This is a genomic window from uncultured Aquimarina sp. (assembly GCF_947492405.1).
Lineage (GTDB): Bacteria > Bacteroidota > Bacteroidia > Flavobacteriales > Flavobacteriaceae > Aquimarina.
Map to the genome: position 1 here is coordinate 1,201,840 of NZ_CANLMP010000002.1, position 16,382 is coordinate 1,218,221.

Below are 16,382 nucleotides of genomic sequence, written 5' to 3' on the forward strand. Positions count from 1 at the left end.
ACGTTCTCATACTTATTATCTATATAAAGTAAAGTGACCTGTAAACTCTCTATTATCTATGTCATTCAGGATAATTGTAAACCAATAATCTCCAGATGGCAATTCACTTCCTTGGTAAATTCCGTCCCAACCATTATTTGTACCTTGATCTCCCATAAATTCAGCTAATAATCGACCATATCTGTCGAATACCTTAACTTCCATGTTTCCGAAGAAGAATGGATCTCTGAAAGGATCTTGTCGTGGATACCAAGTATCATTAGTCCCATCTCCATCAGGAGTAAAGTAATTAGGAATTACAATATTGATAAATGTTAACTCCTGTGACGCAGTTATTGGACAATCATTAAAACTATTATCAACTACTCTAAGAGCATAAAAACTAGTTTCATCAATCGAGAAAATATTTGTGTCTAATTCCCTATAATCAGAGTCTATCAAGTCGTTCAGTGTTGATCCATTTGGAATAATTGCAACAAAATAGGTGTAATTATTATTGTATGGTTCGGTTCCTCCTATTCTAATCTCATATTCATTTGGATCCTGAGGATTATTAGTCATAACCGCAACAGGTGGAAGTAAAGGAACATACGGCTCAATAGTAATCAATCCCGCATCAAACACACATCCTGTTGGGGTATATGTCATTGTTCCTTGATATTCTCCCGGCTGAACAACAAAGGTTGGAGATAGACTATCACCAGGACTGATACCTCCATCAGTTGACACTAAGTTATAAATGATATCCGTATCTACAGAATCATCACCTAACACAAAATCTATGTAATATACTGGTGGCTGACTCACTGTACCGTCGGCATTATAAACAGGGCAATCTGCTCTAGGACTCATTATCCCATTAAGAATAGCTCCCTCTGGAATATCAACAGGTAACGTAATTGGACAATCATTAGAATCTCTAATAAAAATATTAGTAATGCCTCCTGGAAGATCCATATAGGTTAATAACCCTTCCACGAAATCTCCCGGATTATTAGTAATACTTGTAAAATAAGGAGGTGTACCACCTGTAATATCTATAGTAACTGCTCCATCGTTAGCGTCAGCACACGTCTCTGCTGTTACTGACCCCACAATATTAGCCATTAACTGATCTGGTTCTCCAATTGTTACATCGTATACTTGCCCACAACCATTAGAATCTTGTGCAAATACTTGATACACTCCAGGAACAAGGTTCGTAAATGTATGCTGATTAGGTACATTATCTGACTCATCATTAAAGAATTGACCTGGGTCAGTGCTTATAGCGAATGAGTACAATCCTGTACCTCCAGTTGCAAATACAATAATGGATCCATTATCTTCTCCAAAACATACTACATCCGTAATCTCAGGAGGGATATTCTCAAATTCTGCAGGATTTATAATATCAAAATCAACCTGAGAAACACAGTTTCTATCACTTCTTACTAAATATGTGTAGTTTCCTGGAGGTAGATTCGTGAATTCACTTTCGCTCTGTGGACCCCAAGTCTGAGCAGTTGTGTTATTTGTCAACTCAAAAATATAGTCTCCAATACCACCTGTTACCGAAGCATCTATAATTGCCGTTTCTTCATTGAAACAGTTAATATTTGCAGCGCTCAGATCTAAAGTAATTGCTATCTGATTAATTGGTATAACAGGAACTGGTGATGATAACTGAGATCTACATCCGTTTACATCTTCTACAAAGAATTGATACTCTCCAGCTCCAAGACCTGTGAAAACTCCAGATCCACCATTCGCTACTTGGTTACCATCTTGGTCTATATAATAGTATTCGGTAATTGCCACATCACTAGTTCCACTGATTGTAACATCTATAGTATTAATATCGCAGGTTACCTGTGTTACAGTATCTATATTGACAGTAACCTCATTTGGCTCATTAATCACTGCAGTTGTTGTTGCCGTACAATTAAGATTATCAGAAACCGTAATCGTATACGTTCCAGCACCTAAATTATTAAATACAGCAATAGACTGAGGTCCACTTGTGGTTACACCATCAGGGAATGTTAATGTATACAAATATGTTCCAGGTCCTTGACCTCCACTAGCAACAACAGTAATACTGCCATCTGTATCTTCAAAACAAGTTACACTGCTGTCCGCAATTGGATCTACAATAATAGCATTTGGCGCTTGTATTGTAAATTGCTCATCGTCAGTACATCCCTGGCTATCTTCTGCAGTAACAGTATATAAACCAGCAGTTAAGTTTTCAAACAGTCCAGTAGTATTCGTAATCGCTCCTGGAGTTAATGTATATGTTACTGCTCCTTGAGCTCCGGTTACAGATGCCTGGAACGATCCATCAGCACCAGGTAAACATGACTCGACAGTATTTATTGGTGATATTGCAGTGACAATTGGAGCACCTGGTCCCATTACAGCTACAGCATTAGATCGTTCAGTACATAATGGGTCAGCCGTTTCTACAATCTCTACAATATAAACTCCTTGAGGTAATAATACAGGTAATATATACGGATTAGGATCCGTTGTTGTATCTCCTGTTCCAGAGAACGCTGTTGGATTTCCGTTTTCATCTAAGATCGTAAAGTTATACGGACCTGTATATCCTGTAATTGAAATGTTTATAGTACCATCTGCATCTCCTAAACAAGATTCAGGAGTTTCTTGTGCAGCAATCAATTCAACAAAATCAAACTCATCAATTTCGTGCGTAACCGTAATAGTACACATCGTAATTTGATCTGTTATTCTGAATGTATAGATACCTAAAGGTCTTGGTAATATAAAGTTAGCAGTAAAAGTTCCTGCAGGAGTATCCACCGGAACTGGTGGATTAATCACTGTTCCTGCATTATCAATTAATTCGAATAAGAAATCACCCGAACCACCCTGAACGGATACTGTAACTTCTTCATCCACTGCACAAGTAATATCTGTAACAATAGCTACAGCAGGATTTGTCATAATTGGGAATGGTGCTACCGTCTCAATTATAGTAACATCAGGACTTGTATTACAACCATTAAAATCAGTTACTGTAAATGCATAATCACCTTCTTCATCCGCTAGAATTTCTAGTTGTATTCCATCCGCAGGATTTCCATTGGCATCGACAACATCAACAACTGTTACTGTATTCCCCGAAGGAGTAACATACGTTACTGTATATGGAGGTATACCATTTTCAATTGTAAGAGTTATCGTAGGGAAAATCTCACTATTATCTGCAGGGTTACAGCTATAATTAGTTTGAGCAAGGATTGCAGTAACTTGTGTTGCATTAGGAACCGTAACGGTATCCTGACCTGAACAATCCCTATCAGAAGTTACTATAGCAACATAATTTCCTGTTGGAAGTCCTGTAAAAACAGGATTGTCTGTTTGATCAGTACCAACTTGAGCACCAGGAACTCCTCCTCCTGTATCTACAAACAATTGATATACATAAGGGCCATCATCATCAGTAGCAGGATCAAGAGCTACCGTTACCGTACCATCCGTTGACCCGATACATGAAACCGGATTGGCAGAAGCAGATACTATTGGATCAACTGGTACCGAAAGTTCTGGTACATCTATTGTTATAGAACAAGGTGTTGTAATTGTAGGAATATTAATATCACTAATTTCTACAATATAGTCACCTGCTGGTATTAAAGTAAATATATTATTCCCTACCTGAGGACCGGCAACAATGGCATTTGTTCCTTCATCTCTTAAGGTAAATGTAAAGTTACCAGGATTAGTAGCGAAATCTGAACCACCTGTTATGGTAACTGTAATTGTTCCATTAAGATCTCTACAAGTTGGATCTACAGTGAAATCTGCAGATGCAATCAACTCTGGTAAAATTGTTATCGTTTCTGTATTTGATGGACATCCATTTTCATCATAAGCTATTACTGTATACGTACCTGGAGTAGAAACAGTAATGTTTGTGGATGTTAATCCATTATTAGCATCTTCTATTGCTCCTCCATTTAACTGAAATTGTAATGCACCTGTTCCTGGAGGTGCAGCAACATTGCTAGTTCCTGTAGCAGTAATAACGTAACTACCATCGTGCATACATACATCATCCACTGTTAATGAATTTAATACAGGTGGATCTGTTAAAATCACATCAACTGATACAGGTGTCGCAGGACAGCTATTCGTATCGGTTACAGTAATATTATAGTTAATTCCTGGAGCAGGTCCTCCTGGTAATGAGAACTCCACTGTTGTGCTACTTGTAACTACGGGAGCATTTACTCCATCATTAAAGGTATATGGTGGTGTTCCTCCTGTTACGGATACGATCACTCTACCATTTTCGTTACAATTTGCGTTAATATTATCATCTAGTGTTAAAACCAAATTTTCTGGTTGTGTAATAGTAACTTGACCAGAAACTTCATCACAGAATGGATAATCTAGTTCTTGTATAAATACTTCAAAAGTTCCAGCAGGTAGTCCATTAACCACAATTGGATTTGTAAACCCTGCTAACTCATTACCAGAAGCAACTGGAACTAGTGTTGTAGCATCGCGTACATCATAATCAAAAGAATCTGTGTATCCTGTTACTTCAAATTCTATAGAACCGCTATTATTTCCAAAACAGGTTAAGTTCGAAGAAGATGTAATATTAACATCCATAAAGTCAAACTCCGGAACATCGTATGTTGTAATGATATCGCAATTTAACCCAAGACCGTTAACATCTCCCTGATCAATTACACGGAAAGTATATGTACCAATTGCCGGTAAGTTGAAAAATTGTGCTAAACTACTTCCCGAAGGAGTATCTATAAAGTCTAATACATTTTGATCTACTGCATTATCTAATCTTTGGAATAAGAAATCTCCAGAACCACCAGCCACAGAAACCTCAACGATTTCATCACCAGCTCCTGCTGGAGGAGGTGTTTGACAATTGATAGCTTGTGTTTGAGTAACCAATAAATTAGACATTGGCGTATAAGCAGCAATATTCACATTATCTACTGCCGATGGACAATTATTAACATCAAAAATTTGAACATTATATATTCCAGGTATAGGCGCTTCTATTATAGTAGTAGGAAGCGTTAATGGAACGTTCGATATTACAGTGGCATCTGGTCTTGTTATCTCTGCTGTATAACCAGGTCCATTACCTCCCATTATATTTGTAATCTCAAAACTAGCATTAGTATTCGCATCACAATCAAATTGAGCAACTTGATTCACATCAGCACTTGGTATAGTAACGTCATCTACAGTATAATCTGCTGTGCCTGTACATACTACATCATCAGTTGCTCCAGGACCATTTTCCTGAGTTGCTGTAACTACAACAGTATAAGTTCCAGGGCCTAAATTAGGGAATATAGGACTTGCTTGTGGCGCTACAACAATTGGCGCAGTAATTTCATAAGTATATACAGCATCAGGATCGAAAGATGCTCCTAAATCAACAACAATAGTTGCATCTGCTGCTCCATTACAAGAAATACTTAGATTTGCTGCAGGAACAACCAATACTGGTATTTCTGGAGCATCTATGCTCACTGGAGCAGTAAAACTACAGAAAGGAGCCGTTCCTCTACCATCATCAGTAACTTCTACAATATATTCACCAGGAGCAACACCTGTGTAAACTCCCGTTGCATCACCAGTGTTATTTCCTATAGGTGTTCCGGTATTATCTTGTAATTCATAGGTTAATGTTCCTATGGCTGCACCTGAGTCTATACTCGTTGTTATCTCACCTGTTGGGTTTTGACAATCAGGAGCAACAGTAAATTCTGCACTAATTACTAATTCACCATACACTGTTACTGGTGTAGAAACTGAACAACCTGAATCATCCGTAATTGTTATGGTATATGTTCCTGGAGTAGAAACAATAAACTGATGATTATTGTTATCAATACTTCCATTAACAGCAGTACCTCCATCTATTTGGTATAATAAATTAGTTCCTAAGCCGGTACCATCTACATCAATTACATTACTGTTATCATAAGCACAATCATCTATAAAATTAGCCACTACAGTTGGTAATGGATTAACAACAGTATTTACAGTAACCGGACCAAAAGTACATCCATTATCATCTATAACAAAAATGTGTAACGTTTGTACTGTATTTCCTAGATCAATTACATTACTCGTTAAAGGAAAATCTGCCAATACCGTTGGTGTTGTAACAGGACTTCCAAAACCATCGTCAGCAATCAATGCATATTGATATCCATCTGCGGTTGGAGGTATTCCAAAAGGCGTTCCTCCATTAGTATCCATAATTACCTGTGCATTTGTCCCACAACTATTTGCCGGGGTCTGGTTTGTATCTATAGATATTAATGGGTCAGGAATATCAATAACAAAATCAAATCTAGAAGGGCAAAATGGTGCTGTACCTTCTCTAACAACAACATAGTATTGACCAGGTGGAAAATTAGATATGGTAACCGGCAGCGGAGCTGGACTTACCACAGGTGCCGAACCTGAGTATACAGTTGGTGCCAAACTTACATCCAAACTAACATTAGTAATCTGATCGAATACTTCCCACTCAATGGATGTAACTCCTGGATCGTATCCAGAAACCGTAAAAGTAATTTCTCCATCATTTACTGCTGGAGTTACATTACAAGAAACATCAGAAAGTGAATTCTGAGTAATTATAGGCGATGAAAGAGGTGCTAATGGAGCAACTAATTCTTGATAAATACAACCCGTTGCAAGGTCTCTTACCTCTAAAATATAAGTTCTATTAAAATCTAAAACATCAAATGCACCTGCGGTCATACCACCATAACGATGATCTCTAATTGGTGTATTTGCATCAACAGCTGTAGGTCCTAAAGGAATGTCATTTAAAGGAACAAAATCCCCGAGACCTGGAGATGGTTCCCCTACAATACGAATTTCAAATCCTGGTGGTGGATCAGCTGGTGGATTAACCCCTGCCCCTCCTAATACCTGAACATCAAAAACAACACCGCCTGGACAGGTTGCAGTTGCTGTAACAACTGATTGTAAATCACTTATCTGCGAAAACACATTAAATGGTCCAAAAGGACTAGCATCCGTACAACCGTTAGCATCCTCTACAAAAACATAATACTGTCCGAAATCAACATCACCAAAAGTAATACTAGTACTTGGTGTGTTTATAATTGGGTTACTAGGAGTAGCACCAGGAACAGCTACCAAAGGTCTTACAAATAAGTTACTTGCTTCTACCAGTGTATAGGTAAAAGGTCCAGTACCTCCTGTGATTGTAAGATCAACAGAACCTAAAATATTTCCTGATGGTCCTCCGCCTGACCCATCATCACAAGTAACGGGATTCCCCATACCTGATCCTGATATAATATCTGGTGCTATTATTTCTACCGTATCCGTTTCTAAACAACCTCTAGCGCTTCTTACAGTAAAATCATATACACCTTCCGCTAGATTAGGAAATGTTATTTGTGTTCCTGTAATAGTAACAAAAGTTCCCGTGTTTTCGAAATCTATTTCATAAGGGGCTTCTGTACCGGTAACTATAATTATAGCTGTACCTGTATCTCCGAAACAAGCTACATTAACATCGTCTGCTGTAATTGCAATTGGTGCCGGATCTGTTACGGTAAAAGGTGATGTTGTAAATGTACATCCTCTATCATCCGTTACCCTGAATTCATATGTTCCTGCTCCAGAGGTAGCAATATAATCCAGGAAAGGTGCTATTACATTAGTAACGTGATCTACAAACGCTCCACTATTAAAAGATACAGCAATATCATATGGCGCATATCCTCCATTTACAGCGAATGAGAAGGAAGCGTCTTGAGAAACACCAGCAGCATTACAAATAATATCTACCTGATTAACAACTAATTCTACGGCTGGTTCTATTATTATAGTTTCAGTTTCGGTACAACCTACGCTATCAGTAACTGTTATTATATAAGTTCCCGATTGGGTAAATGTTTCATTTATAGTAGTATTTCCAGCTCCCAAAGGAGTATTACTAACTATTTGAGTACCATTTCTCGTTACATCATAAGAGTAGTCTGGGCTTCCTGAAGTAATTTCGATTTCTACGGAAGTCAAACCATCATCCAAACACAATTCTTGTGATGTTATACTAAGTGTCACTGCAGGTAACTGTGTAATTAATAGTGTTTGTGTTCCAAAACACACACCTGTCGTATCAAAAACAGTAATTGTATATGGATCCGTAGCATCATTCAAAATACCGGTAAATGGTATTGTAGTAGCTTGTGGTCCTAAACTAGTTCCATTAGTTGGATGTGTAATCGTATATGTGTATACTGGTCCATTACCGCCTGTCTCATTAGAAACAGTAACAGTATTATCATTACAAGTCTGATCCAGTTCTGGAGTAAATGTAATTACCGTTGGCTCTGTAATAGTCACTGTCGCGGTATCAGAGCAATTAGTTGTAACAGCTCCATTCGCATCAGTTACATTTATCGTATAAGTTCCTACTGATAATCCCGTAACAGTAAGTGGGTCGGCTGGATAAGTTCCTGAAAATACTAATGTAGTAGCCGGAGACGGTCCTCTTACTTCAAAAGTAAAATTCGGGAATAATGTCGTGTCCACATTAAATGCCAATGCCCCATCATTACCTCCATTACAAGTTACTGGCTGAGATTGTGCAGCACTTGTAATTTCTATTTCGTCAATCAATGGTCGGTTAAAGTCTACAAACTCTGTACAATTACTATCACTTCTTCTTGCCGTTACACGATACGTAATTCCATTTGTAAATGTATAATTTGTTGTAGCATTAAACCCAGTAGATGATCCTCCTACGTTTGTAGCTGGATTAGGAGATACTTCAAAATCATAAACAACTGGTGCCGTCAATAATGGTGCAGCAGAAAGGGTTACTTCTATTGTTTGAGCTGTACAATCTTCTATTCCAGGTGTAACAGTTACTGACTCAACTTCTAGTAATGGATCTATAGTAATTGGAAATGTTTCCTCGCAATCATCGGTACTAAGATTTCTTACATAAAGAGTATATGAGCCATCAGCAGCAAAGTCTATTGTAAATGGTATTGCACCTACAGGTGTATAAGTAGTTCCATCTAAACTATACTCATAGCTTCCTGACCCTCCAGTTATCGCCGTAATCTGAGCCTGTGCATCCAAAGGAGCTACACAACTTAAAGCTCTAAAATCTTCATCAATTGTTGCTACAATCGGATCCGGACTTGTAAGTATAATATTATTTAATGTCGTCTCACAAGGTGGTGTTGCTCCAGAACCGTCTGTGATTACAACACTGTGAGTTCCTGGAGGAACATTATTAAAAGTTACAGAGGTATCTCCTGTAGGTCCAATAGTAGTAGTTCCATTTAATACATATGTAAATGGTCCTTCTCCAGCCGTTACATCAACAGTAATGGATCCATTTTCTCCGTTACAAGAAGGGTCTGTAGGTGTTGGAGTTGCAACAACTGCTTCATAAGCCGTAACTGTAACAGGGTTGGAGTCAGCTGAACAATTCTGAGAATCTACTACACGCACAAAATAATCTCCAGGTGTAAGTAAATTACTAGAATAAGGAGAGCTAGCATTAGCTAAAATTGAAACATCAGGTGTACCTTCTCTAAAAATTTCATAAGTATATGTTCCACTACCTCCTACAGCTACAAATGAAATTATAGCATCACCATTACAGTCGATGTCTTTATCAGGACTGGCTGTAATTGTTAATTCTTGATTTATAGTAAAACCTTCTGTATTGGTAATACACTGAGTGTTAGTATTTCTAACAAAAACAGTATAACTACCTGGAGCTAAATTGTCAATCTCAAAAGTATCATCATTTGGTGCCGGTAAAAATACAACAGCGACCGGTGTTTCTGGTCCTGAACCTCTATCAATAATATATTCAAATGGGCCCAATGGAGGATTAATTCCAGGAGCAATCGTAACCCACTGACTAGCTTGGTTGGTTCCATCATAACAAGGATCTCCACCGGTTGCTAAAGTAATAGTAGGTGAAGCAGATTCTATAATAGTTTCCGTGTTATTAATTTCACAAGCCGTTGCCGGATCATTACCATCTCTTACAAAAATAGTATAGGTGTCTGCTGCAAGACCTGTAAAGATATTACTAGTATTAGGGTAATCTACAATTACAGTACCTCCACTATTCACAAGTCTATATTGATAGTTTCCTCTACCTCCATTAGCAGTAACTGTTATGGTTCCTGTATTGGCACCACAATTAGTTTCCGTTGGGGCCGTTGTAAAAGTAAGTGGTGTTGCAGGTTCTGTAACGTCTACGGTAGCTGTATCAGAACAGTTTAATGGCGATCCCGAACCGCCAGGATTGGTATCGGTAACCGTAATTGTATAATTTCCTGCTGCTAATCCTGTTACATTTACCGGAGTAGTGGTAATACCATTTCCAGAATCAACTACTACTCCACTAGATGTTAATCTAACAACATAGTCAAAAGATGTACTATTAATAACATTAAAAGATAATGCTCCATTACTTTCTCCAACACATACTACCGGAGTAGTTTCTACTGCATTGGTTATATCTATTGGATCAATAACATCTACTCTATAATCATCACTAAATGTACATTGATCGTCACTTCTTCTAGCTGTAATGGTATACGTAATACCTTGAGCAATTGTATAGCTATTGGTTGTCAAAAAACCAGTATTGCCTGTTGCACCCGTTCCAGTTGCCGGATCAGGAGACACATCATATTCATAAACAACTCCTGCAGCTATATCAGCAGCTGATAGCGCTGGTTGTGCTTCAAAACTTACATCTGAACTTTGATTAGTACAATCACCATCGCCCGGAGCAAATGTTATCGCAGTGATTGGTATCAGTGCAGGCACATCTATAGTAAAAGGCGCTGCACAATCTCCGCTGCCTTGATTTCTAATATATATTGTATAAGATCCGTCTGTACTTACCAAAATATCAAACGGAGTGGTTGTTATATTCGTAAAAGTAACATTATCTAAACTCCACTCATATGTTCCTGAACCACCTGCAATATTATCTACCTGTATAATAGCATCTTCACTGCCCACTATACAACTTAAAGGTCTATCCAGAGTTACATCTGCAGTTATTCCTATAGGAGATGTTATTGCGAAAACGGATTCTCTAACAGGACAAATATTAGCCTCTGGTACGGGAAAAGTACAATCTGGGTTATTAATGGTTGGTGTTGTATTTGCATGCAATACAGTCACAGCATATGAATTTCCATCTGGTACGCCAGTAAAAGTTATTGTTTGGCTACCTGTAGAGGCAATTTCATTAACCAATGTCCATACAGTAGGGTCCCAAGTAGTTTGGTCAGCATTACCGCAATTTGGATCTATTGCGCAATCCCAAAGTTGATAGGTATACAACCTTCCTGCTACTGTTGGTGAAACATCTACCTGAATCTGTCCTGTATCTCCAGGACAAGGAGGTTGAGTAAGGGTTACGTTATCAATAACAATAGGCTCATATGGAGTAATATTATCAATACTTGCAGAAATAACACAAGATGGTTCTCCACTAGGAACGTTTTGATCACTAACTCTAAACGTGTATGTCATTGAAGGATCAGCTGGTGAAGGAATTTCAAAAATATTACATGGAACAAAATTTCCATCTCCATTATCAAACAAATAATTTCCTGAACCATTTAACACATTTACCTGAACAAGAGCTCCACTATCACAAGTTTCCGGTGCTAATAATACTACCTCAGCATCAAAAGCTGGTGCTGGATTGATGGTTACAGTAGCATCAAAAACGCACTCTGGTGTAGGTCTGTTTGAGATTACCTCTACCGTATATGTCCCTGCAGGTAAATTATTCTGTGTATAGTTTCCATTGTTAGCACTACTATTGGGTACAATTATTGGATCTGCTGCTCCTAATACAGGGCTTGAAATTGTATATTGATACTCAGGAATTCCTCCTGTTACACCAATTACAATTTCACCAAAACCTGTTCCATTATCATCATTCACACAACTTGGATCAACTCCTGTTACACTAAATGTTGGGTCTATAGAAGGTACATTAATTGTTTCGGAATATTCGCATCCAGGAAAAGTAGTATCAATTGCGTAAACCGTTACATCTCCTGCTGTCGAAATTGGAAAAATACCCGTGGTGTTCGTATAAGGTCCTCCTGGGTTTAAACTAAATGCAAAGTTTGTTGGCACATTTACCACACTTACACTACCATCGCTACCACATTCTATAGGATTCATGGTAAGGTCTGGCTGATAATCATTCTTAAACACACTAAAATAAAATGGTATAATACACCCTCCATCAAACTCTGCAAGAATTCTATAATCCCCAGCTTCAGAAACTGTATAGTCTGATGTATCTCCACCAGTAACTTCTACCCAATTAGCATCAGTACAATTACCATCTAATAAAGAACAAGGGTCATTAGGATCTAAAACACAAGATCCCGATGGTGTTAGTCGCTGCCATGAGATATCATCTAAACTAGATGGATCAAAATTAGTTTCCAATAATAGGGTTTGATCACCACATAATAGAATCTGCGGAATAGGAACTCCACTACAATCTTCAGTCACTACAGTTGTTCCATTAACATAATCTAAAACAGGGTTCGTAATATCTCTAAAATCTTCTACTGTAAACTCTTCTGTAAGTGACATACAACTAGGCTCAACACCATCTGTATCTTCTTTAAAAATAGTGTAGGTTCCCGTTTGGGGATTAGCGACATCAAAAACATTAGCTCCTGGACCTGTTTGCACAATTGGAGTTGCTATACCAGGGCCCGTTAATGTATATTGATTATAACCTGTACCAGCTACCAACAATAAGTCATCATTACAAAAAGTAACATCTAGTTGACACGCGGGAACATTTACCAATACATTGGAAGCCTCGCCATCCGTATTACCACAAACTCCTAATTCATTACTACTTAAGGTACTGCCAGGGGTACCGGATACTGCGCCTGTATATGTTGCTGTTGCGGTATTCTGTATAATATCCGAACAAGCATCTCGGAGATCCTCGCACGTACTAACTAATTCAGCTCTAAATCTTATAAATATAGGAACATCTCCAGGAGTTCCATCATTAGGAGTTTCTACAAGACTAGCGGGAATGTAAAATTCAACCACTCCAGGAGATACTTCTGAAAAAGTAACACCTGGAGGTAAGGTGGCAGTTTGAACATCAACTAAGTTTGTGTTAGGCGGCAGAATATCTGTAATTATTATTGTACCATCCACCAAATCTTCATTACCAATGTTTTCAATTTCCAGATCATAAAATAGTTGATCTCCTAATTCTACACTTGCTCCTGTTATCTCTGTCGTACCATCAGTATCATAAACTCTTTTTATTATTCTTAACTCAGGCTCAATTATCGTAACTGAAAACGCATTGAAAAAAACACTATATCTATCACCATCAGTAAATAGCCTGAAGGTTGCGTCACTTTGATTGTTTCCTATTAATGTATTATTATCATTATTTAAATCAAAAAGATCCGCATCAAATCCCATTGTATTTTCCGAATCTGGATTACGATCTGTTATATGCTGGTGATCAAAGGAAATCGTACTTGCAAAAAAGTTAGTTGTTGGATTAACATCATCAGTATTATTATTTCCTTGACCTAATCTTGTAAATACATTGGCAGTATTTTCTATTTGTAAACCATCTCCTGTTAACCCTCTATCACCTTCTAATCCAGCTGAACCAAACCTTACATCTACGGGTTGGTTACCTTGTAGTGTGGTAAATCCGGAAAACATATATTCCTCAGGATCTCCTGAGGCAAATATTTGTACGTATCCATCAGAAGTAGATATATACTTGGCACTTTCAAGAGGGTCTTCATAAATCACTACCAGCATCCATCCTCCACAAGCACCATCACTACTATCCGTCTGTCCATTGGTAGCGTTCATATCGGCTACAGTATATGTACCAAATGGGTTGTCTTGATCTATTAAGCTAGTTACATCAGAATAACAAACATACTGTACTTCGTCATTAGCTCTATCACTATTATTGGTAGGTGTATTTCTATATCCATCCCAAACTACATTTTCTGCAGTAATATCAACATATGAACCTCCGGGAACTTTAAATTTTACATTTCTAAAATCTGCAGGTCCGTCTTTTCTTGGATCTGTAAGAGGCAGTCCCGTTTCTTGATCATCATCTTCTGTAGATAATGTACCTAAAACTACATTGGTTTCTGCTCTTAATTCTGTAATCAAATCTCCGTTATTGATATTTGCATTATCGATATCATCATTACCAATTGAGACCGATGGGATGTTAATAGTTGGACCATCACCTGTCAATCTTGGCATTAAGCCATTATTGTCATTAACGATAACAACACCTACTGCACCGGCATTCTGTGCATTCACTACTTTTTCTCGTATAGAACAACTACCTCCATCTCTGATTACAGCAATATTTCCAGTTAGCTGAGCACCATTAGTTATACCACAGCCATTTTCAGGCTGAGCTACTACCATATACGATGTAACCGGACTAAACTGGATGTCAGAATTATCACTATCGAATTCTGAATACCTAGCAATATACTCTTGAGCAAGCCTACCATTATTAATGATTAAAACAACATTCGTATTACTACCAGAGGATATTTCATCATTACTAAAATTATTTACGCTTCTATCTCTTGCCATATAGTAATTGGCAGACCAATATAATCCTGCATATACGATTGAGCTACAGGATTCTCTGGGTAGGTTGTTGTATATTCTTAAATCAGCTTCACTAGAGCTAAAGGTAGATGGATCATTATCCACATCAATAAAGGCTGTTGTATAAGGACCATTGTTACCAGTAAAAAGATCAAAAGGAGCATTCGGATCATAGTCTACATCTTCTCTTTCTAATACTCCTACAATATCATTACCTGTCATTAAAATATTACCTCTAATGTTATCACGGGTTTCTCTAGGTGTAAAAGGAACTAATTCCTGGGCACGTATATTGCTTATGGCACTGATAACAATAATTATCATTAACAGTACAGCTTTTTTGGGTAATAGTGTTTTCATAAGCTGCTTTATTTGAGTTGTGTTGTTCATTCTAATATTTTTTTGGGGTACTCACTATTATTCTATTTTCAAAATATAAAGATCGCCATCATATGTGTTATTCACATTAGAGAACAAGCTTCCTTTAGCCTGATCTAGGCTATCAAATTTATCTAAATAGACATATATGTAATTATCCTTAGGGTTTCTGAAAAACTTAGGCTCTAGCCCTTGAGATTTAAGTCTATCCATTCCTCTTTCAAAATAATTTTCTCTCTTAAAAATATTGGTGATCAAGTAATAACCATTCTCGATATTATGACCTCCTATATATGATAAGCTCTCTGTCAATACGGTATCATCCTTCACGGTATCTTTAATCAATCGTGTTTCTTGTACTAATCTTTTCAGAGATTCTACCCTACTCTTAGCAATATGTAATATCCACATATCACCGAAATATTTATTTCCAATATTATTTAAATAATTTTCAGCAGCTTCAGTTTTATCAGCGTAATACTTAATAGATACGTACTGATATTGATTCTCAGGATTTAGAATTATCTGAGCATCATTAAAGCCAAGATCATTTAATTTATTGGTAAAACTATCCGCATATGTTCCTCCTCTAAACACATTACCTATCAAGTAATATCCTTCTGGATAGCCAGGAATAAACTTAGTAGCATATTTAGCTTCAGGTCTTGTTGCCTCCGCAAACTTGATAAACCTATTTTTAGAGGTAAGTCTCTTAGAGCTGGAAGGATCATTGGTATTCTTAACCTCTTCAGCTTCGTCATTCATATTTACCAGAGACTCTAAAAGCTTATTAAATTCTCTCTTATCAAGGTTTACAGTAGAGGTTAATAACGAATCTCTTGATGCAATCAATTTATCAGTAATTCTACTACTGTTATCTAATTCTCTTTGTATCGCATCTAAGTCTTCACCTTTTTCTTCTGTATTTGCAGCTTCCGCTTCTTGACGTTGTCTCTCTTCTTCAGCTAATCTTGTAGCTTCTGCTTCCTGACGTAATCGCTCTTCCTCAGCTAATCTTGCAGCTTCTGCTTCTTGACGTTGTCTCTCTTCTTCAGCCAATCTTGCAGCTTCTGCCTCCTGACGTTGTCTCTCTTCTTCAGCCAATCTTGCAGCTTCTGCCTCCTGACGCAATCGCTCTTCCTCAGCTAATCTTGCAGCTTCTGCCTCCTGACGTAATCGCTCTTCTTCAGCCAATCTTGCAGCTTCCGCTTCCTGACGTAATCGCTCTTCCTCAGCTAATCTTGCAGCTTCTGCTTCCTGACGTAATCGCTCTTCCTCAGCTAATCTTGCAGCTTCTGCTT

General features: G+C 37.7%; 2 protein-coding genes. Both read right to left on the reverse strand.

Going from position 1 to position 16,382, the window contains the following annotated elements:
* Positions 1-15: 15 nt before the first annotated feature.
* Positions 16-15,063, reverse strand: coding sequence for a T9SS type B sorting domain-containing protein (locus Q0829_RS11540; RefSeq protein WP_298542742.1), 15,048 nt, complete (start codon positions 15,061-15,063; stop codon positions 16-18).
* A gap of 57 nt (positions 15,064-15,120) precedes the next feature.
* A partial coding sequence (locus Q0829_RS11545) for a hypothetical protein (protein ID WP_298542744.1) occupies positions 15,121-16,382 on the reverse strand: 1,262 nt, incomplete at its 5' end.

Coding starts and splice junctions, on each gene's coding strand:
- Q0829_RS11540 (WP_298542742.1), bottom strand. CDS start 15,063: ATGAAAACACTATTACCCAAAAAAGCTGTACTGTTAATGATAATTATT.